The 19,405-nt window shown below is 68.3% G+C and carries 17 protein-coding genes and 2 pseudogenes; 8 read left to right on the top strand and 11 right to left on the bottom strand.

Going from position 1 to position 19,405, the window contains the following annotated elements; genetic code table 11:
* Positions 1 to 90 precede the first annotated feature (90 nt).
* From ACVKXF_RS13745 to ACVKXF_RS13720, 6 genes are read left to right on the top strand one after another with little or no spacing between them, the layout of a single operon-like run.
* Positions 91 to 1,776 carry an ABC transporter substrate-binding protein gene (locus ACVKXF_RS13745; RefSeq protein WP_456796039.1) on the top strand — a complete coding sequence of 562 codons (1,686 nt, stop codon included), beginning with the start codon at positions 91 to 93 and terminating at the stop codon, positions 1,774 to 1,776.
* Positions 1,777 to 1,810: 34 nt separating this feature from the next.
* Positions 1,811 to 2,800 (top strand): ABC transporter permease, encoded by a 990-nt coding sequence (locus ACVKXF_RS13740; RefSeq protein WP_123313060.1) that lies wholly within the window; start codon positions 1,811 to 1,813, stop codon positions 2,798 to 2,800.
* 12 nt (positions 2,801 to 2,812) lie between these two features.
* Positions 2,813 to 3,835 (top strand): ABC transporter permease, encoded by a 1,023-nt coding sequence (locus ACVKXF_RS13735; RefSeq protein ID WP_123313059.1) that lies wholly within the window; start codon positions 2,813 to 2,815, stop codon positions 3,833 to 3,835.
* Entirely contained in the window at positions 3,832 to 4,704 is an 873-nt protein-coding gene (locus ACVKXF_RS13730; RefSeq protein WP_123313058.1) for an ABC transporter ATP-binding protein, read from the top strand. Before ACVKXF_RS13735 ends, ACVKXF_RS13730 begins: the two co-directional genes overlap by 4 nt.
* Positions 4,701 to 5,594 (top strand): ABC transporter ATP-binding protein, encoded by an 894-nt coding sequence (locus ACVKXF_RS13725; protein ID WP_456796038.1) that lies wholly within the window; start codon positions 4,701 to 4,703, stop codon positions 5,592 to 5,594. Before ACVKXF_RS13730 ends, ACVKXF_RS13725 begins: the two co-directional genes overlap by 4 nt.
* On the top strand, positions 5,591 to 7,699 hold the full coding sequence (locus ACVKXF_RS13720; RefSeq protein WP_456796037.1) for a glycoside hydrolase family 36 protein: 2,109 nt from the start codon (positions 5,591 to 5,593) through the stop codon (positions 7,697 to 7,699). The genes ACVKXF_RS13725 and ACVKXF_RS13720 overlap by 4 nt, the downstream gene beginning before the upstream one ends.
* Before the next feature lie 131 nt (positions 7,700 to 7,830).
* On the opposite strand, the gene ACVKXF_RS13715 is transcribed toward ACVKXF_RS13720, so the two are convergent.
* The 5 genes from ACVKXF_RS13715 to ACVKXF_RS13695 all read right to left on the bottom strand — a co-directional run bounded on the left by ACVKXF_RS13715 (position 7,831) and on the right by ACVKXF_RS13695 (position 12,502).
* Positions 7,831 to 8,457 carry a response regulator gene (locus ACVKXF_RS13715; protein ID WP_456796036.1) on the bottom strand — a complete coding sequence of 209 codons (627 nt, stop codon included), beginning with the start codon at positions 8,455 to 8,457 and terminating at the stop codon, positions 7,831 to 7,833.
* Positions 8,454 to 9,656 carry a sensor histidine kinase gene (locus ACVKXF_RS13710; RefSeq protein ID WP_456796035.1) on the bottom strand — a complete coding sequence of 401 codons (1,203 nt, stop codon included), beginning with the start codon at positions 9,654 to 9,656 and terminating at the stop codon, positions 8,454 to 8,456. The genes ACVKXF_RS13715 and ACVKXF_RS13710 overlap by 4 nt, the downstream gene beginning before the upstream one ends.
* A 53-nt stretch (positions 9,657 to 9,709) precedes the next feature.
* A complete protein-coding gene (locus ACVKXF_RS13705) occupies positions 9,710 to 10,519 on the bottom strand; it encodes an ABC transporter permease (protein ID WP_123313053.1) in 810 nt (269 codons plus the stop codon).
* A complete protein-coding gene (locus tag ACVKXF_RS13700) occupies positions 10,516 to 11,355 on the bottom strand; it encodes an ABC transporter ATP-binding protein (protein ID WP_456796034.1) in 840 nt (279 codons plus the stop codon). The genes ACVKXF_RS13705 and ACVKXF_RS13700 overlap by 4 nt, the downstream gene beginning before the upstream one ends.
* Positions 11,356 to 11,731: 376 nt before the next feature.
* Positions 11,732 to 12,502: a hypothetical protein gene (locus ACVKXF_RS13695; protein ID WP_456796033.1), complete on the bottom strand. Its 771-nt coding sequence runs from the start codon at positions 12,500 to 12,502 to the stop codon at positions 11,732 to 11,734.
* Between the two features lie 376 nt (positions 12,503 to 12,878).
* On the opposite strand from ACVKXF_RS13695, the gene ACVKXF_RS13690 reads away from it, so the two are divergent.
* Entirely contained in the window at positions 12,879 to 13,811 is a 933-nt protein-coding gene (locus tag ACVKXF_RS13690) for an NADP-dependent oxidoreductase (RefSeq protein WP_456796032.1), read from the top strand.
* A gap of 69 nt (positions 13,812 to 13,880) precedes the next feature.
* Here the strand turns inward: ACVKXF_RS13690 and ACVKXF_RS13685 are convergent.
* The 3 genes and pseudogenes from ACVKXF_RS13685 to ACVKXF_RS13675 form a co-directional block, all read right to left on the bottom strand.
* A pseudogene (locus ACVKXF_RS13685) lies at positions 13,881 to 14,506 on the bottom strand (DUF7255 family protein).
* Between the two features lie 36 nt (positions 14,507 to 14,542).
* Positions 14,543 to 15,022 (bottom strand): hypothetical protein, encoded by a 480-nt coding sequence (locus ACVKXF_RS13680; protein WP_456796031.1) that lies wholly within the window; start codon positions 15,020 to 15,022, stop codon positions 14,543 to 14,545.
* Complete coding sequence (locus tag ACVKXF_RS13675; protein ID WP_456796030.1) at positions 15,019 to 15,927, bottom strand: alpha/beta hydrolase; 909 nt, start codon at positions 15,925 to 15,927, stop codon at positions 15,019 to 15,021. The genes ACVKXF_RS13680 and ACVKXF_RS13675 overlap by 4 nt, the downstream gene beginning before the upstream one ends.
* A 397-nt stretch (positions 15,928 to 16,324) precedes the next feature.
* Here ACVKXF_RS13675 and ACVKXF_RS13670 point away from each other — a divergent pair, with 397 nt between their 5' ends.
* Positions 16,325 to 16,522 (top strand): hypothetical protein, encoded by a 198-nt coding sequence (locus tag ACVKXF_RS13670; RefSeq protein ID WP_456796047.1) that lies wholly within the window; start codon positions 16,325 to 16,327, stop codon positions 16,520 to 16,522.
* Here ACVKXF_RS13670 and ACVKXF_RS13665 read toward each other — a convergent pair.
* The 3 genes and pseudogenes from ACVKXF_RS13665 to ACVKXF_RS13655 form a co-directional block, all read right to left on the bottom strand.
* Positions 16,517 to 16,717 (bottom strand): annotated as a pseudogene (locus ACVKXF_RS13665) (alpha/beta hydrolase); the annotation flags it as partial. The gene ACVKXF_RS13670 and the pseudogene ACVKXF_RS13665 overlap by 6 nt on opposite strands.
* The gene (locus tag ACVKXF_RS13660) at positions 16,714 to 16,977 is read right to left on the bottom strand and encodes a hypothetical protein (protein WP_456796029.1); all 264 of its coding nucleotides are present in this window, start codon (positions 16,975 to 16,977) and stop codon (positions 16,714 to 16,716) included. The pseudogene ACVKXF_RS13665 and the gene ACVKXF_RS13660, both read right to left, overlap by 4 nt.
* Before the next feature lie 86 nt (positions 16,978 to 17,063).
* The gene (locus tag ACVKXF_RS13655; RefSeq protein WP_456796028.1) at positions 17,064 to 19,172 is read right to left on the bottom strand and encodes a UvrD-helicase domain-containing protein; all 2,109 of its coding nucleotides are present in this window, start codon (positions 19,170 to 19,172) and stop codon (positions 17,064 to 17,066) included.
* Positions 19,173 to 19,405 lie beyond the last annotated feature (233 nt).

Raw genomic sequence — 19,405 nt, 5'->3', positions numbered from 1 at the left:
TGACACGACCCCTTGACCGCCTTAGTTTACGCGTGTAACAATCACGCTCACAACGTGGATCCTGCGACGACGCAGACCGAGAGGACAACGATGTTCAACCCAACCCGTTCACGGCTCGCCATCGGCGCCGCCGTACTCCTCGCCGCCGGCCTCGCGCTGAGCGGCTGCAGCGCGAGCGGCAACGCCAGCACGAAGGGCGACGCAGCCTCGACCCTGGTCGCCTACACCGGACAGTCCGGCGACTACCAGATCAACTTCAACCCGTGGTCGCCGTCCAACATCGGTGGCGTCGGCACGATCTACGAGTCGCTGTTCTTCATCACCAACGTCAACACGAAGGACCCGAAGCCGCTGCTCGGCAAGTCCTACGAGTGGAACACGGACGGCACCCAGCTCACCATCACGCTGCGCGACGGGGCGACCTGGAGCGACGGCGAGCCGTTCACCTCGAAGGACGTCGTGTTCACGCTCGACATGCTCACGAAGCAGAAGGCCCTGAACTCGATCGGCTACGACGGCACCGCGAAGGCCGACGGCGACGACAAGGTCGTCGTGACGTTCGACAAGCCGTCGTTCGTGCTCGGCCCGAACCTGCTCGGCAAGACCTGGATCGTGCCGGAGCACCTGTGGAAGGACATCGACCCGACCACCGACGTCGTGCGCGAGCCCGTCGGCACCGGCCCGTACACGCTCGGCACCTTCAAGGCGCAGGCCTTCACCCTCGAGGCGAACAAGAAGTACTGGGACGGCGCCCCGGCCGTGAAGACCATCCGCTACCTGTCGCTCTCCGGCAACACCGCCGGCGCCGACGCGCTCAAGCAGGGCTCGATCGACTGGCAGACCGGCCCGGTGCCGAACATGGACGACATCGCCGGCAACTACAACGGCTACGACGGCATCACCGTGGGCCAGAACCAGATGGCGCTGCTCACCTGCGCGAACACGGACCTCGGCTGCGCCGGCCCGCAGACCGACCCGGCCGTCCGCCACGCCATCGCCGACGCCATCAACCGCAAGCAGCTCAACTCGCTGGCGTTCGAGAACACCGCGAGCGAGATCTCGCCGACCTTCGCGCTCACCACGACGCAGAAGGACACCATCTCGAAGGACATCGAGCCCGCCGTGATGCCGGAGACCGCCGACAAGGCCGCCGCCGCGTCGACGCTCGAGGACGCCGGGTGGAAGAAGGGCGCTGACGGCATCTACGCCAAGGACGGCAAGAAGCTGTCCCTGACCGTCGAGGTCGTCACCGGCTGGACCGACTACATCACCGCGATCGACACGATGACGCAGCAGCTCAAGGCCGCGGGCATCGAGCTCAAGGCGCAGCAGTCGTCGTGGAACGAGTGGACCGACAAGAAGACCAAGGGCAACTTCGAGCTCGCGATCGACTCGCTCGGCCAGGGCCCGACGGCGAACCCGTACTACCTGTACAACAACTACTTCACGACGGCGAACACCGCGAAGGTCGGTGAAGCGGCCCCGATGAACATCTCGCGGTACAGCAACCCCGACGTCGACAAGGCCATCGCGAAGCTCGCCACGATCGACCCCGAGGACACCGCCGCCACACAGCCGGAGCTCGACACCATCCAGCAGCACATCGTCGAGGACCTGCCGTACATCCCCGTCATGACCGGCGGCACGACGAGCGAGTTCCACGCGGCGAAGTTCACCGGCTGGCCCACGAAGGACGACCTCTACGCCTTCCCGGCGGTCTGGGCGAGCCCGGACAACGCCGAGATCTTCAAGGCACTGAAGCCGGCGAAGGGCTGACCACGATGGGATCGCGACCGAGGAGCACTCGACGATGACCTACTTCCTGCGCAAGATCGGCTTCTACATCGTCGCGCTGTGGGCGGCACTGACGCTGAACTTCATCATCCCGCGGCTGCTGCCCGGGAACCCGGTGGACATCCTGCTCGCCAAGCTCCAGCAGCGCGGCGGGCAGGTGACCCCGGCGACACGGCAGGCGTACGAGCTGCTCCTCGGTGGCGATTCCTCGGAACCGTTGATCTCCCAGTACGGCCACTACCTGGTCAACGTGTTCCGCGGTGACCTGGGGGTGTCCGTCAGCTACTTCCCGGCGCCCGTCACCGAGGTCATCGCGAGCTCGCTGCCGTGGACGATCGCCCTGGTCGGGATCGCGACGATCCTCGCCGCGATCATCGGCGTCGGCCTCGGTGCCTTCGTCGGCTGGCGTCCGGGCACCTGGCTCGACTCGTTCGTGCCCGCCACCACCCTGCTCGCCGCGGTGCCGTACTTCTGGCTCGCGCTGATCCTGGTGTACTTCTTCGCCACCGGCATCCACCTGTTCCCGGCGCAGGGCGGCTACGACGTCATCCTGACCCCCGGGTTCAACTGGGACTTCATCGCCTCGGCGGTCCAGTACGGGGTGCTGCCCGCCGTGACGATCGTGCTCGCGTCCCTGGGCGGCTGGCTGCTCGGCATGCGCAACATGATGGTGTCGACGCTGTCCGAGGACTACATCACCACCGCCCAGGCCAAGGGGCTCTCCGACGGCAAGATCCTGCGGAACTACGCCGCCCGGAACGCCGTCCTGCCCTCGGTCGCCGGCTTCGCGATCTCCCTCGGGTTCATCGTGTCCGGCTCCGTCGTCACCGAGCAGGTGTTCTCGTACCCGGGCATCGGGTCGAAGCTGCTGTCCGCCGTGACGAACAACGACTACGCGCTCATGCAGGGGATCTTCCTGTTCATCACCCTGGCGGTCCTCGGCGCGAACCTCGTCGTCGACCTGCTGTACGGGCTCATCGACCCGCGGACGCGGGCGCGGAGCTAGGGAGGACACGCCATGACCAACATCCAGCAGGACACCGAACCCACCATCGGCGCACTCGCCGAAGAGGCCGACACCACCACGTCCATCGCCACCCGGCGGCAGACCAAGGGCGGCATCCGCCGTTTCCTGCCGACCCTGACCCCGTGGCTCGTCACGGGCATCGCGCTCGTCGCCGGCGTCACGCTGTTCGGCGTCGTCGGGCCGCTGCTCGTCGGCGACCCGACCACCATCCGCGACTCCGGACTGCAGGGGCCGAGCGGCTCGAACGTCCTGGGCACGACCCAGACCGGGCAGGACGTCCTCGCCCAGCTCGCCTACGCCACCCGCGGCAGCCTGCAGATCGGCCTGATCGTCGGCGTGCTCGCCACGGTGCTGTCCGCGTTCTTCGGGATCCTCGGCGCCTACCTGGGCGGGATCATGGACGAGGCGTTCTCGCTGTTCTCGAACGTGTTCCTCGTCATCCCCGGCCTGCCGCTCGTCATCGTGATCTCCGGCCTGGTGCCGCGCGAGGCCCGTGGGCTCTGGACCATCGCCGTCGTCCTCGCGATCACCTCGTGGGCCGGGTCCGCCCGGGTGCTGCGTGCGCAGACGATGTCGATCCGCAACCGCGACTACGTCTCCGCCGCCCGCGTCGCCGGCGAGCGGCCCTGGCGGGTCATCGCCGTCGAGATCCTGCCGAACCTGCTGCCCGTCCTGGCGTCGCAGTTCGTGTTCGCGGTGATCGCCGCGATCCTCGGGGAAGCGGGACTGTCGTTCCTCGGGCTCGGGGCGTCGAACTCGTCGACGCTCGGCACCATGCTCTTCTACGCCCAGAACGGCTTCGCGCTGGCGAACGGTGCCTGGTGGTGGTTCGTACCACCCGGCCTGCTCATCGCGCTGCTCGGCATGGGCCTGTCCCTGGTGAACTTCTCGATCGACGAGGTCATCAACCCGCGGCTCGCCAACGTGCGGGCGCAGCGACGGCGCGACCGTCGTGCGAAGCGCGCCGCCCGCGCCACGCGTTCCGCACGCACCACGAAGGAGTTCGTCCGATGAGTGCCGAAGCCGTGCTGACGATCGACCACCTCGACGTCGTCTACGAGACCGAACACCCCGTGCACGCCGTCAAGGACGTGTCGCTCACCCTGGCCCCCGGCGAGATCCTCGGGCTGGCGGGGGAGTCCGGCTGCGGCAAGACGACCCTGGCCTACGCCATCACCCGGCTGCACCGACCGCCGGCGAAGGTCGCCTCGGGCAGCATCACGTTCCACGACCGCGACGGCACCGACATCGACCTGCTCGGGCTGCCGCACGAACAGCTGCGGGCCGTGCGCTGGTCGAAGCTGTCGATGGTGTTCCAGGGCGCGATGAACGCCCTCAACCCGGTCACCACCATCCGGGCACAGCTCGACGACGCCCTGAAGGAACACCGGCGCGACCTGTCCCGCAAGGAACGGCGGGCGATCGCCGAGGACGCGCTGAGCCGCGTCGGCGTCGACCCGTCCCGCATCACCGCGTACCCGCACGAGCTGTCCGGCGGCATGCGGCAGCGCGTGATGATCGCGATGGCGATGCTGCTCGAACCGCAGATCATGATCATGGACGAGCCCACCACCGCGCTCGACGTCGTGGTGCAGCGCGAGATCCTGCGCGAGATCGTCCGACTGCGCGACGAGCTCGGGTTCGCCGTCGTGTTCATCACGCACGACCTGCCGCTGCTGCTCGAGATCAGCGACCGGATCGCGATCATGCTGCGCGGCGAGGTCGTCGAGTGCGACCGCGCCTCCGTCATCCAGCACGATCCGAAGCACCCGTACACGCAGAAGCTGCTGCAGTCGTTCCCGAGCCTGTCGGGGGAGCGCGGCGCGTTCATCCGCTCCGGCGTCGACGACCACGCGGCCGCAGTCCACGAGGAGATCCGATGACCAGTGTGACCGTCAGCCACCTCGGCAAGGACTTCCACACCCGCAAGGGCCTGAAGCGGACCACCCTGCGCGCCGTCGACGACGTGTCGTTCGACCTGTTGCCGGGCCGGACCGTCGCGCTCGTGGGGGAGTCCGGCTCGGGCAAGTCGACCATCGCGCGGATGCTCGCCAAGCTCGAGAGCACCACCCGCGGCTCCATCGACGTGCGGCTCGAGGACGGCACGCCCGTCGTCGGCAGCATGTACCGACGGCACGTGCAGATGGTGTTCCAGGACCCCTTCGCGTCGCTCAACCCGTTCCACTCGATCGAGCACCACATCGCCCGGCCGCTGCAGCTGCACCACCGAGCCCGAGGTGCCGACGAGACCGCCGAGAAGGTGCGGGAACTGCTCGGCCGCGTCAACCTCGACGAGGACTTCGCGAGCCGCCGACCGCACGAGCTCTCCGGCGGGCAGCGGCAGCGCGTCGCCATCGCCCGCGCACTCGCCCCGGGCGCCCAGGTGCTCATCGCCGACGAACCGGTGTCGATGCTCGACGTGTCGATCCGGCTCAGCGTGCTCAACCTGATGGGACGCCTGCAGCGCGAGGACCACCTCGCCGTGCTGTACATCACGCACGACCTGGCGACCGCACGCCACTTCTCCGACGAGATCCTGGTGCTCTACCGCGGCCGGGTCGTCGAACGCGGACCCTCCGACGCCGTGATCCTCAACCCGCAGCACGACTACACCCGGCTGCTCGCCGAGGCCGCCCCCGACCCCGAGCGGATCGACCGCAAGGTGACCTCGGGCAGCGCCCTCGACCGCGCGAAGATCGACAACACCACCTGCTACGACCACGGCGTCGGTGACTGGGTGACGAGTTCGCCCGCGCCGGTCGGCGCACGGTGAGCGGAGCCTTCGCCGACTGGGTCACGCCCGGGTTCTCGGCACGCTTCCGGATCGGCGACGACCAGCCCGCCGCACTCGTGTCCTTCGTGCCGGCCGGTGGAGCGCTCGCCGACGGACCCGACGACCCGCAGCCGTTGGTCGAGCTGACCACGATCGGACACGGGCGGTTCCCGGGCGGGTTCCGGCACGTGGACTCCACGATCGGGGCGCGACTGCGACCCGTTTCCTGGCGTGGGTCCGACGACGCGACCGATCCGTGGTTCCGGATCGTGCAGACGGACGCGGCCACGGGCCTCCAGGTCGAGTCGGTGTTCCGGGCGCGCGCCCACGTCGCGGCGTTCCAGACGTGGACCGAGGTTTCCGCCGACGACGGCGAGCACGTCGTGGACTTCGTGTCGTCGTTCGCGACCGGGGCGTTCCTGACGGACTCCGGTGTCGGCGTCGACGACCTGGCCCTCGTGCACGCGGACAACGACTGGGCGGCCGAGAGCCGGTGGCGGACCGATCCGCTGCGGTCGATCGGGCTGGCGCGCATCGACCGCGAGGCGCAGCACCACCCGCCCCGAAGCCGTGCCGTCGTGCAGAACCGGGGATCGTGGTCGACGGGAGAGGCCCTGCCGATCGGGGTGCTGCAGGCGGACAGCGCTGTGCCGACTCCGTACGCGCTTGTGTGGCAGATCGAGCACAACGGGCCGTGGCTGTACGAACTCGGCGAGACCCGGCGGCACGCGTACGTGCTGCTGAGCGGACCGACCGACCAGGAACACCAGTGGACGGCCGTCGTCGCTCCGGGGCAGCCGTTCGTGTCCGTTCCGGTGTCGGTGGGGATCGCCGGTTCGGTGGGTGGCGCGTTCGAGGTGCTCACGGCGCAGCGTCGGGCGTTCCGGCACGTGCGCGAGGCCGATCGAGCCCTGCCGCTCGTGTTCAACGACTACATGAACACGCTCATGGGCGACCCGACCACCGAGAAGCTGCTGCCGTTGATCGACGCCGCTGCCGACGCCGGAGCGGACCTGTTCTGCATCGACGCCGGCTGGTACGCCGAGGGGCACTGGTGGGAGACCGTCGGACCGTGGGAGGAAGCTGCGTCGCGGTTCCCGACCGGGCTCGGGTCCGTCATCGACCACATCCGGTCGCGGGGCATGCAGGCCGGGCTGTGGCTCGAGCCCGAGGTCATCGGCATCCACTCGCCGCTGGCGGTGTCGCTGCCGTCGCCGGCCTTCGTGCACCACGACGGTGTGCGGGTCGCCGAGCACGGACGGCACCTGCTCGACCTCCGTTCGCCGGAGGCTCGGGCGCACCTGGACGCGGTCGTCGACCGGTTGGTCGGGGAGCTCGGGGTGACGTTCTTCAAGATGGACAACAACACCATGACGGGGCCGTTCACCGGGATGCTCGACCACCAGCGGGCGCTGCTCGACTGGCTCGACGCCGTGCAGGCCCGGTACCCGTCGCTGCTCATCGAGAATTGCGCCTCGGGAGCGATGCGCGCCGACTCCGCGATGCTGTCCCGGTTGCACATGCAGTCGACCTCGGACCAGCAGGACCCGGTGCTGTCCGCGTCGATCGCGGCTGCTGCCCCCGCCGCGATGCTGCCCGAGCAGGCGGGGAACTGGGCGTACCCGGCGCCGTCGATGTCGCCCGACCTGTTCGCGCTGTCGCTCGTGAACGGGGTGCTCGGGCGGATGTACCTGTCCGGCTACCTGAACGCGATGAGCACATCGCAGCGGGCGGTCGTGCGTTCTGCGATCGAGGCACACCGGGCCGTGCTCGAGGTGATCGAGTCGTCGGTGCCGGAGTGGCCGCTCGGGCTGCCCGCCTGGGAGGACCCCTGGATCGCGCTCGGCCTGTGCGCCACCACGGGCGACCTGTACCTGTCGGTGTGGTCGCTGCCCGGTGCGTCGGCGTCGGCGTCGGTGTCGGTGCCGCTGCCGGCGTTCGCCGGGCAGGCGGTGGTCGTCGAGCCGCTGTTCCCGACGGTGCTCGGATCGTGGTCCGTCTCGTGGGAGGCATCGGCGGGCGTGCTCCACGTCGGTCACGGTGGCGCCACCCCGACGGCACGGGTGTTCCGCATCCGACCGGAGGAGGCGGGCGCGGAGCACTGAGCGGTGGTGACACCGGGTGGGGCGCGCCTCGATGGCAGCGGGGCGCGTCACATGGTGAGCAGGAATGGTCGGGTCGCGGTGACGCACCCGACCATTTCTGCTCACCGAGCGCGCGTCGGGAAGCGCGGGGGTCAGGGGAGGAGTCGGAGCTCCATCGCACGGGTCACGGCACGGGTGCGGTCGTTGACGCCGAGCTTCTCGAACACGTGCCCGAGGTGCGTCTTCACCGTCGTCTCGCTGAGGAACAGGGCGCGGCCGATCGCCGGGTTCGAGTTGCCCTGGGCGACGAGCTGCAGGACCTCGAGTTCGCGCGGGGTCAGGGACGGGCCCGTCGGGATCCCACCGGTGGCCCGCCTGACGAGCGCCGCCGCGGCCGAGGGAGCCAGTGCCGTCTCGCCCCGCGCCGTCGCCCGAACCCCGGCGAGGATCTCGGACTCCGGGGCTGCCTTGAGCAGGTAGCCGGTGGCCCCGGCCTCGATGGCCGCGAGGATCTGGTCGTCGGACTCGTACGTCGTCAGGATCAGGACGCGGACGGCCGGCTCCGCCGCGAGGATCTCCGCCGTCGCAGCATCACCGTCGAGCTCGGGCATCCGCAGGTCCATCAGCACGACGTCGGGGCGCTCCGCCAGCACGACGGACACCGCGGCACGGCCGTCGCTGGCCTGGCCCACCACGTCGATGTCGTCGGCGTCCTGCAGCAGCGCGACGATGCCGGAGCGGACGATCGGGTGGTCGTCGGCGACCACGACGCGGATCACCGGGTCACCTCCGCCACGGGGTGACGAACGGCGGACGGGTGGCCCGGTGCGGCTCCGGTGGGCAGGATCGCCTCGACGACGGTGCCCCGGCCCAGGGCGCTCGTGATCGTGCAGGTCCCGCCGGCGAGGGCGAGGCGCTCGCGGAGTCCGCGCAGGCCGTGCCCGGCGGTGGGCTGCTCGGGGTCGAACCCGGCGCCGTCGTCGGTGACCCGCAGCACGGTCTGCTCTTCGTCGCGGAACAGACCGACCTGCACGGAGGCGGAGCCGGCGTGCGCGCGGACGTTGGAGAGGGCCTCTTGCGCGACCCGCAGCAGGACCACCTGCGCATCGCGATCCAGCACGCAGTCGGACGCGTCGACGGTGACGACTGCTCCGGTCTCGCGGGTGTGCCGTTCGGCGAGACGGTGGAGGGCGCCGGCGAGGCTGTCGTGGGTCATGCCGGCTGCCCCGGCTGCGACGAGGGTGCGGGATTCCTCGAGGGCGGCGCGTGCGGATTCCTCGAGGACGGTGAGTCGTTCCTCGAGCGCGTCGGAGCGGTCGTTCGCCAGGTCCCCGCGAGCCCGTTCGGTGAGCATGACGATCCCGGCGAGGTTCTGCGCGACGGTGTCGTGGATCTCGCGGGCCAGGCGCTCCCGTTCGCTCGCGATGCCCGCCGTGCGGTTCGCGTCGGCGAGGGACTGCTGGGTGGCGCGGAGTTCCTCGACGAGCTGGCGGCGCTCCTCGGACAGGCCGGCGACGCTCGAGATCCACACGCCCATCGCGCAGGCGCCGATGACGCTGATGCCCTCGATGAGCAGGGTGCTGACGAGGGCGTCCGGGCCCTCGGAGACCTGCAGACCGATGCCGCTCGCGACGCCGACCGCGATGGACAACAGGACCGCGGTGCGGACCCGCTCGGACTGCACCCAGACGAGCGGGAACACGATGCACTGCACGAAGGCGGTGCTCGGCACGACGGCCGGCAGCACCAGGGCGGCGACGACGACGAGCGGCAGGAACGCGGCGGCGGCTCGGGGGCTGTCGTAGCCGCGGTGCCCGTACGCGAGGTACGCCACGACGAGGACCACGACCGCCAGGTACGCCGGCCAGCGGGTCGACCACGGGGACCAGCCGAGCGCGGTGATCACGGCGGTGAGGAGCATCGTGCCCGCGAAGAACACGTGCAACCACCGGTTGCGCACCCACGTCTCGCCGCTCATGACCACAGCATCCCATCGATGCAGGACCGCGGAGCGGTTCTCCACAGGCCCCATCAGGCGTCCTTGCGGTTCCAGCGGAAGGTGAGGGCGCAGGCCACCGTGCCCCCGACCAGCCACGCGACCAGGACGAGCGTTCCGAGGGCGAGGTGCCACGCGCCTCCCGGCTCGGCGGACGCGAACGCGTCGGGCAGGAAGACGGACCGCATGCCGGACGCCATCCAGCGCAGGGGGAAGACGGACGCGACGTTCTGCAGCCAATCGGGCAGTTGCGTGAAGGGCAGGTAGACGCCGGAGATGAACTGCAACACCAGGACGATGGGGACGATCGTGGCGGTGGCGCGGCGGCCCTCGCGGGGGAGCGCCGAGATCGCGATGCCAAGGACGCAGCTGGTCGCGATACCGAGGACCATCACACCCGCGAAGACGCCCCAGTTGCTCGCCGCGGTCGGTAGGTCGACGCCGAACACCAGGCTCGCGATCCCGAGCAGCAACGCCGTCTGCACGATGGTCGTGACGAGGACCATGCCGATCTTGCCGACGAAGTAGCTCAGGACCGGCAGCGGTGTGCCGCCGAGGCGCTTCAACGTGCCGTCACTGCGTTCGGTCGCGATGTCGACGCCGAGGGACTGGGTGCCGGAGAGCAGGATGCCCGTCGCGACCAGACCCGGCAGGTAGTAGGTGGCGTAGTCGACGCTGATCGGCCGCCCGTTGCTGGCGACGGCGCGGATCGGGTCGGCGTCCGCGAAAGCGACCGAGAAGAGCGCCAACATGATGATCGGGAAGAGGAACGTGAAGAAGACGGCGTCGGGGGCGCGGAAGTAGGAGCGGATCTCGTACGAGATGCGGCTGGTCGCGGTGTTCACTGCTGGCCCACCATTCCGAGGTAGACGTCCTCGAGGGACGGGCGGATGACTTCGAGGTCGTGCATGGCCGTGGTGCTGCTGCGGACGAGTGCGGTCGGGTCGGTCGTGCGTTCGTCGTGGTGTTCGCCGGCATCGTCGCGCCAGCGGACCCGTGGTGTGCGGGCTGCGGCGCCGCCGATCTCGTCGATCGGGGCGATGTCGAGCAGCTTCCCGTCCGCGATCACCGCTGCACGGTCGGCGAGCTGGGCTGCTTCGTCGAGGTAGTGCGTGGTGAGCAGGATCGTCGTGCCCTCGGCCTGCACCTGGCGCAGGAGCTCCCAGAACTGGCGGCGGGCCTCGGGGTCGAAGCCCGTGGTCGGTTCGTCGAGGAACAGGACCTCGGGGCGGCCGATGATGCCGAGGGCGACGTCCACGCGGCGGCGCTGGCCACCGGAGAGTCGGGCGATGCGGGTGTTGCGCTGGGCGGTGAGCCCGACGGCCGCGATGAGGTCGTCGACGCTGCGGTGCTTCGGGTAGAGCGTCGCGAAGTGGTGCAGCTGCTCGGCGACGGTGACGTTCGGGGACTCGGCGCTGGTCTGCAGGACGATGCCGATGCGTGCGTTGTGGCTGCGGCTCGTCCGTGCGGGGTCGTGGCCGAGGACGCGGACCTCGCCGGCCGTGCGGGAGCGGTACCCCTCGAGGATCTCGACCGTGGTGGACTTGCCGGCGCCGTTCGGGCCGAGGAGGGCGAAGGTCTCGCCGGGCTGGATGTCGAAGCTGACGTCGTCGACGGCGACCTTGCCGGTGGCGTACTGCTTGCTGAGGTGCTGGACCTCGATGGCGGGGGACTCGGGCATGGGTCCAGCCTGGCCGGTGGGGCGCCGCGGGGGATCGGTGGGGGCGGTGGTCTCGGCATCGTCCGATCGGGGGATGGTGCGGCCGGGAAAGGTGGTTCGGCTTCCGGCCGGTGACGGTTCTGGTTCGCGATCGTCGGGGATCGTGAACCGAAACCGTCACCGTCTCAGTACTGCGGGCGGATCCAGTCCGTCACCGCGGGCGAATCCATGCCGTCGGCACGTCGAAGCGTGCGCGCCGCACGGCCGTCCGGCTCGGCGTTCCGCAAAACCGCGGCAAGCATGGCTTCGCTGAACTGTGTGATTGAATGATCCATTACGAGACAACGAGCGAGACATTCCAGAAACCTGGTAGATGTGACCCATCGACGATAAGCTGTCAGGGGCGCGGGTCTCCATTTGGTCGAATTTCGGCTTCTTCTTTGAATACCAAGCGGCTGAACATTCGGACCATGTCCCTCTCCTTCGAAGGTCTCGAGGTCACGGGAACGCTGGTTGCGTTCCAGTGCAATGCAGTCTTATCCTGCCGGTCGAGTTCCCTGAGCATATTCAGGAGATTATCCCGAGCCTCCTGAGGCAGGTCTGCGATTGCTGCCGCATCTGCCAGGAAGTCGGGCATCATCAGTCGTGTTAGGGCTTCGGCTTCCGGCACTTCAATTGCTTCACGCTGGCGTCGGGCTTCAAGCTCCCACCTCTCGCGGCTCGATCGAGCCCGACTCTCCTCGGCCTGTGCGCGAGCTAGATCTGCTTCCGCTCGCATTTTGGCTGACTCGCTCAGTTCTCGCCATCCGCCCGTCCAGTCTCTGAATAAGCCCCTCACCTGCTTGAGAACCTGATTTGCGAGGATCACTCCGAAGCCAACGGAAGGCCACACGAGATGTGGGGCCAAGGCGTTTGCTACTTCCGGAAGCTGGCCAACGATTTCAAAAGGACTTCCGTAGCGCAACCTGTCGACTCGAAGGTCCGGTTGAGAGGTACGGGACCAGTACCGATACTCGTCGACGTTGAGTAGCGTAGAGAAGCTAGTCAGCCTTGCAAAATCGTCGAGGTTGGTTTTCAGCGTGGGAAGCGTGAGCCCGCCTGGTTCCAAGATCGTGAAGACGATCGTGGTTTGGCTGCCAGGTCTGGGAGCGAGGCTGTAATCCGACATGACCGAGAGCCTATCGAGCACGAGGCGGGAGAGGCCCTTCTGTCGGCGCTAGTCGTGTTCGATCGAACCGGCTGCAAGTTGCGGCTTACCAGAGCGGCTTCGCGCTACAGAGACGACTGTACGCAGTGAAAATACGGCTCGCCTGTCGTCCGTTCGATCGGACGTCGGCTGCGCTCAAGACAGTGCTGAAGCGTTTGACTCCCCAGGAACGACGCGCATCGGGCCAGCGACCAGGGATCAAAGGGCCAACGAGCTTTGCACTTGCGCCCGATGTGGAACAGTTGAAATCCGGATCAACCGTAGGCCCGTTGTCGGTTCGCCCCAAATTCAGAACGTTCACTGGTTGTGCTGCGGAGGGTGCGCGTAGACCGGGAGGATGCAGGTCGTCGGAGTCGAACAGTTCGGAGGGCCGGAGGCCCTCGCCGTCCACGAGGTGCCGGAGCCGCACGCCGGTGCGGGGTCCGTGCGGATCCGGGTGCAGGCGTTCGCCGTGAACCCGACCGACACGGGGGTGCGTGCCGGGGAGCGGGACAGCTCGCAAGCCTCACCGCCGTACGTGCCAGGGATGGACGCCGCCGGCGTCATCGACGAGGTCGGGCCCGACGTCACCGGATGGCAGGTCGGCGACGAGGTCATGGCGATCGCGTTGCCGCTCAGCACGCACGGCGGGGCGTACGTGCAGGAGCTCGTGGCGCCGGTGGGGTCGTTCACGCGGATCCCGCGGGGGACGTCGCTCGAGGCCGCGTCCACGGTGCCGATGAACGGGCTGACCGCGCTGCAGATCCTGTCGCTCGCCGGGCTGTCGCGTGGGGACACACTCGCCGTGACCGGTGCTGCCGGGCTGCTCGGGAACTACGTGGTGCAGCTGGCGAAGGCCGCCGGGCTGACCGTGATCGCGGATGCTGCTGACAAGGACGAGGCGCTGGTTCGGTCGCTCGGGCCGGACCACATCGTGCCTCGCGGTGATGGGTTTGCTGCCGCGGTGCGCGAGCTCGTGCCGGACGGGGCCGATGCGCTCGCCGATGCTGCGGTGCAGCGGTCCTCGGTCGTGGATGCGGTCCGCGACGGCGGAGTGTTCTTCGACGTGCGTGGGTGGCAGGGGAACGGGGCTCGGGGGATCGAGTTCGTGCAGGTGATGGTGTTCTCGGAGTACCGGTCGTTCGACAAGCTCGAGCAGCTGCGGCACGCGGTGGAGAGTGGGACGTTGACGCCGCGGGTTGCCGAGGCGCTGCCGGCTGCGCGGGCTGTGGAGGCGCATGAGCGGTTGGAGGCCGGGGGAACGCGGGGGCGGTTTGTGCTCACTTGGTGAGTTGACGACGCGGTGATGGACGGGAGGCGCGGTGCTGGTTGGCATCGTGCCTCTTCTGTCTTTCGGCCCTCATGCCTGAGTAAATGAACGCGACTCAACGAACCGTCGGAGCGAGTCCGGCGCGATCGTCTCGCGACCACGAAGAGCTTCCTCGATACAGATTCCGTCCACAGCGTCGTAGATTGAGATGCGCGCCAGCTGGACAAGTCCAGTTGCGGCCGCAGCATCCTTGATCGCGTCGTACAGCGCTCGTTGCTTCCATCGCGGAGCCCCGCCGTGGTCGAACACCCACTTCTCGTCGGCTGGCCCGAACATGCGCTCGGCCGGGGGACTGGTCCATCGTCTGCCACCGGTCCCTGCGCGGCCTTCGTGGGCTCCAGCGTGCTGACGGTACGCCGCCGCCCACGGAAGTACTGCTGCGAACGGCGCTTGCAGCGTCTTCGATACCGGTTGAAGTGCATGTCTTCATCAAGTTCGACGATTACGTCCGAGTACGGCAGATCCCAAGCGCCCGGTCGAAGGAGTGGTTCATCGAGTTTGCCTCCGAGCTGGCGGTAGAGGCCGAGGACCTCGCTCCGCAGCGGCCCGGAAAGGTCCGCGAGTCGCGGTGGTCGCGGTCGTGCGGTAGCCCGTATCAGTCCAGCTTCGATGAGCACCCGGTCCAGCACCGAAGCGCGAGCGCCTGCCGTCACCATCTGCTCAGTCCTTCCGCTGGAGTGCTACGTCGTCGGTCACTCGTAGTCTGCGATGTCACCAGTGCCGCAAGCCGACTGCACCTCGATCGATACCCGTCGAGGACTGGCGTTGACCGAGATCGATTCCACAGCCTGGCCGGTGGTGACCGCGGACCAGAGCGGCCGTCCGTCGTCGATCGTGTCCTGCCGAATCGTCACGTCGTAGTCGTGCTGCTTCCACGTCTTCGCGACCGCGCGAACGAGGGATTCCGGGTTCTCGGAGCCAGCGCGCTCCTGGTCCCACGAGAACGTGACACCCGCGACGTTGGCCGTCGAGCACTCCGACGATGCAGGTGTGTCCGAGAGCGACGTCCAGTCCCCACCGGCAGCATCCATCGTCTGCTTGACCAGGCTGACCATGCCGTCTCGAGCCTGTTCGGCGTCCATCTCGCTGCCTTTCGGTTGTTGCGCACATCCGGCGAGCAGCACCGAAGTGCGGACCAAGCTCAGGATCACTGTCGTAGTGCGTGTGCTCATCGGTCGCTGACCTTCCCGGTGGTCGCGCGGGCGATGTTGTCGAGTGACTCGGTGTTCTTGTCGAAGTACCCGTACTGGCCGGCGTGGTCAGTCGCGTTGTTCCAGATCGGATCGTGGCGATTCACGCCGTTCATCGTCGGGTCGTGCGGGAGACCAGCTGTCGGCAGGTATGTGGCGCCGAACGACGGGCTAGCTGGATCTCGGCGAGTCATGCTGAAAGCCTGCCCGATCCACGACCAGTTGTCGCCCGGCAGGCCAGGGATCGAACGCGGAGCCTGCGCGGCGAAGACCTGATCGGAGTGGATGTCGTCGGCGGTCTTGATCTCGCGTTCCAGTCCGGCCGATCCGACCGTCACGTACGAGTCGACCCCGTAATCACCGTCAGCGAGGGTGAGCGAGGACGTCGTTGACCCGTAGGAGTGCCCGACCACGTTGAGCGTTCCCTTGGTCGAGCCGCGGGCAGCATTGAACCCCGCGAGGTCCTGCCCGAGTCGTTCGCTGCCTGCCCGAGCGAGATCGCCGTGCAGAACCGTCTTCGGCGTCGGGGTCTCGTAGTTGATCCATGCGACGACTGCTGCGTCTCCGACGTAGTCCTGTTGGCGGACCCGGAGGTTGTAAGCGGCTCGCTCCACGACTGTCATGTTCCTCGTGTCCGAGTCCATCCCGGGGACGAGGTACGTGACATCGTGAGCTCTGTCGAGATCACCGATCGAGACAGCGGCGAGTGGCGGGTGGTGTGGGACGAGCGAGGTCAGCTGGACCCCCTTGTACTTCCCGAGGGACGCGCGGATGTTCTTGTACGCGGCGAGGTCCTCGCCTGACGCAGACCCGATGAGCGTCTTGAGTTGGCTGCGGTTCGCCCTGTCCCTTGCCCAGTACGCAACGCCGTTCAGGTTGCCGATCACGGCGGGGGAACGCTGCGATCAAGGCGTCCTGCTCGGAAGAGTGCCCGTCGTTGCTTCCCCGCTCGTGTGACCCGCCGGCCGAGGACCACCAGTCAGCGATCAACTCAGGGTCGGAAACCGAACCAAGCCGGTCGGCGATCGCGGGATCGTCGCGCAGTGCAAGGAGCTGGTCAGGTGTCAACGAACCCAACCAGGTCAGGAGCTGACGATCCGACATCCGGCCCACTGAGTGTGCTTGAACTGCAACGACGCCGACGGAGTCGACGTCGGAGAGCTCCGCGGCCGTCGAGTCGTCCAGTCGTGTCCGCTCAGCGACGAGCTCGGCCCATCGCGTGGACAGTTGAGAGTCCAGAGTGTCTTGCTGTGTCAGCGCGTCAGCGACCCGGCGGAGCATGACGTGATCGGCTTCCACATCCGTCCCGGAGTCGACAGCCTCATTGAGCCGGGAGCGGTCCGTGACGAGCCGATCCCGATCGGCCGCAGCGCTGTCCTGTGCGGAGCGGATGCGGGCGGCTTCATCCTGGATGCGCTCGACTTCGTCGGCGTACCGCGACAGCGTCTGTGCGACGTGCTCGATGAGGGATGCCGTCCGTGAGTAGGACGGTCCGAGGGTCCCAGCCGCCGACGTGAATTGCCGTTTGGCTGAGCCGGACCACTCACCGGCGCTCAGGCCTCCCGCTGCGCGTTCCAGACGGGTCTGCTCGTCGCGGAGCGCTTGGGCACGTGCCTCATGCCGCCGCGCGGTGACCCTGATCGAAGCCGGAGCGCCGCGGGTCGGATCAGCCGTCATTCGGCGTCGCCCGCGAGGTCAGCGTCGCGGCGGCTGAATTCTTCAGCTGCAGTTCGCACCCACCCGCCGATGGTGTCAGTCATCTCTGCGATTGCCCGCACGGATCGCTCGTGTGACGTCGAGGCCTCGCTGTGGGCTGCTGCGACCGCGTCGCTCCCGAAGTCCGCCGCGATGCCAGCAGCGCCAGCTGCCTCGTTCAGCGCTGCGCTGATCCTCGTGATGGTCGTGCTCGCTGCGTTCATCGCTGCGAGATCGACCATGAGATTCCCCAATGTTGCCCCTCCGGCGGTGACAATATCAGATGTCGGACTCGCGCTGACGATCTGCACTCGCATTCGCCATCGACTCAGCGACCGCGTGACGTTCCGCTCCGGACGCCCACCCACAGACCATCTCGTGCTCGTGTCATCCCAACGTAGAGCTCCCGGCGGCCTCGCTCCCGCCGCTCCCGTTCGGTCTCCGACGGATCGGCCGAGGCAGCATCGAGCAGCCGGGGATCGCCGTGCGCGAGCAGCACCTGCTTGAACTCGAGGCCCTTCGCACGCTTCACCGTCCCCACGCGGACCGCATCGGAGCTCCGTCCCGCGTACTGCTGCAGCGAGACGGTCGGGACGCCGGCTCGCCCCAATGCTTCGATGACGTCGTCCGCCTGCCGGTTCGTCGCCGTGAGGATGCCGACGTCACCGTGACCGGTCCCGACCAGCCGGAGGACCTCGGTCAGCCGGTCGAGCATCGCCCGGTCGTGGTCGGCACGACTCGCGAACCGCGTCATCGTCGGAGCAGCACCGGAGCGCGAGACGTCGGACACCGCGTCACCGACCCCATCAACGCCCTCGATGTCCACGAACTGGTCGTCCGCCACCATCTCCTTCGCGAACTCGAGGATCTCAGCGGTGTTCCGGTGGTTGACGTCGAGCACCACGCCTCGGCCCGAAAGATTGATGCCGACCTCGCCGAGCGTGTACCCGCCGGGGTAGATCGTCTGCTGTCCGTCACCGATGAGTGTCAGGCCGTCGGTCCGGTCACCCACGAGCTGGTGCACCAGCGCGACCATCGCGCAGGACAGGTCCTGCGCCTCGTCCACGATGACCGCGTCGTACCGCTCGAGCGGTACCGCGCGGACCGCATCGCGTGCGAGCAGGACGATGTCCTGCCAGTCGTGCGCCCGTCGCTCACGCAGCCCGCGCGCGTACGCCTCGTACAGGTCCCAGACGGCTTGCCGCGTCTCCAGCGGGAGCGCGTGCTTGCGCCCGACGCGAGCCAGGTCCGCGTACTCGTCGAACCGCGTCAGGCCGCGGCCCTTGATGACGTGGCTGATCTCGTCTTCCCAGTACGAGCGCGAGAATCGCGACGACCGCAACGGACTGGAGGCGCGGATCGCGTTCCACGCGTCGTCGAACGCAAGCTGGGCCTCCCGTCCAGGAGTGCGGAACGCGATGCCGCGTTCCTTCAGCAGGCGCGTGGCGAACGCGTGGACGCCCATGAAGTCGACGCGACCGACCATGTCGGGCGCGAGGCGTTCGAGGAGGGACTCGAGGACCTTCGGCAGGGTGCTGATGTACGTCGTGAACAGCACGCGACCGCCGGTCGCGCGTGCGAGGTACGCGGCCCGGTGCAGGCCGACGACGGTCTTGCCGGTGCCGGCAGCGCCGCGGATGCGTGCCGGGCCGTTGAAGCTGCGGCGGACGAGCTTGGCCTGTGCCGGGTCGAGGAACGCCATCCAGTCCTCGATCGGCGCTTCGAGCACGCCGTCGAGGAGCTGGTCGGTCAGCTCGTCGTCCGCGGTGTCGACCCTCGGGACGAGGACGTCGGGTTCGCGGGGGAGCACCGGTGCCGGGACGACGACCTGTGGCGGTGTTGCTCCGCCGTCGCCGATCACGGGGAAGTGGTGCAGCATCGCGGCGAGGACCTCGTCGACGCGGGACGCGGACAATCGGGCTCCACGCTTCGTGATGTAGCCGACGAGGTCGTGCGCCCCGATGACATCGACCGAGGCGACGCGAGCGTGCATGCGCTTCTGGCCTGCGAGTGCGGCGACCGCATGCACCTCGCCGGGCGCCAGGCCCGTGTCCGCCAGTGTTGCCTCGGTGCTGTACGCGAGATCGGCGAGTCGGGCGATGTCGTCGGTGACGTCCTCTTGGCCGCGGGTGATCCGGTCGCCGTGGACCGCGACCTCGCGCCAGGCCTTCGTGTCGACGATGAAGACGCCGGCGCGGCCGACGACGACCATGTCGACCTGCGCTGTGCGGCTGCCTGGCCAGCTGCGGTCCGCGAGCAGGTGGTAGCCGATGCCGGCGAGGGGGGCGAGGATCCGCGCGGTCTCGCTCTCGGTGCGGTGGGCGATCTCGAAGCGGGCAGCGCGTTGCTCGGCGTCGTCTGCCTGGCGGCGGAGTTCGCGTGCATGGCTGCGCTGGCGGTGTGCCTCGACCCCTGCGGATTCTCCGGCCATCGTCATGGTGTTGCCCCTCGGTGGATCTGTTCGTCTCGACCGTTCGCCGTCCCCGTAGCGCGCGGTGCTGATTCATCCTCGTGGATGTGACGCCGCCTCGGGAGCACCTGTTCTGGGGTGCTGCTGACCCAAACTCCCGTTGATACGTTACACATCAATAGGACTGGCAATGCGGGTTTCCGCCGGATTTCCGGGATTACTTCCGATGCCCAATGGGCAGTGTCGAGAAGGACTCGGTT

It is taken from the genome of Curtobacterium sp. PvP017 (assembly GCF_054060195.1).
The sequence above is the reverse complement of the archived record's forward strand: the minus strand, read 5'-3'. Positions and strand labels throughout refer to the sequence as shown.

Coding starts and splice junctions, on each gene's coding strand:
- ACVKXF_RS13745 (WP_456796039.1), top strand. CDS start 91: ATGTTCAACCCAACCCGTTCACGGCTCGCCATCGGCGCCGCCGTACTC.
- ACVKXF_RS13740 (WP_123313060.1), top strand. CDS start 1,811: ATGACCTACTTCCTGCGCAAGATCGGCTTCTACATCGTCGCGCTGTGG.
- ACVKXF_RS13735 (WP_123313059.1), top strand. CDS start 2,813: ATGACCAACATCCAGCAGGACACCGAACCCACCATCGGCGCACTCGCC.
- ACVKXF_RS13730 (WP_123313058.1), top strand. CDS start 3,832: ATGAGTGCCGAAGCCGTGCTGACGATCGACCACCTCGACGTCGTCTAC.
- ACVKXF_RS13725 (WP_456796038.1), top strand. CDS start 4,701: ATGACCAGTGTGACCGTCAGCCACCTCGGCAAGGACTTCCACACCCGC.
- ACVKXF_RS13710 (WP_456796035.1), bottom strand. CDS start 9,656: ATGAGCGGCGAGACGTGGGTGCGCAACCGGTGGTTGCACGTGTTCTTC.
- ACVKXF_RS13700 (WP_456796034.1), bottom strand. CDS start 11,355: ATGCCCGAGTCCCCCGCCATCGAGGTCCAGCACCTCAGCAAGCAGTAC.
- ACVKXF_RS13695 (WP_456796033.1), bottom strand. CDS start 12,502: ATGTCGGATTACAGCCTCGCTCCCAGACCTGGCAGCCAAACCACGATC.
- ACVKXF_RS13690 (WP_456796032.1), top strand. CDS start 12,879: ATGCAGGTCGTCGGAGTCGAACAGTTCGGAGGGCCGGAGGCCCTCGCC.
- ACVKXF_RS13680 (WP_456796031.1), bottom strand. CDS start 15,022: ATGAGCACACGCACTACGACAGTGATCCTGAGCTTGGTCCGCACTTCG.
- ACVKXF_RS13660 (WP_456796029.1), bottom strand. CDS start 16,977: ATGGTCGATCTCGCAGCGATGAACGCAGCGAGCACGACCATCACGAGG.
- ACVKXF_RS13655 (WP_456796028.1), bottom strand. CDS start 19,172: ATGACGATGGCCGGAGAATCCGCAGGGGTCGAGGCACACCGCCAGCGC.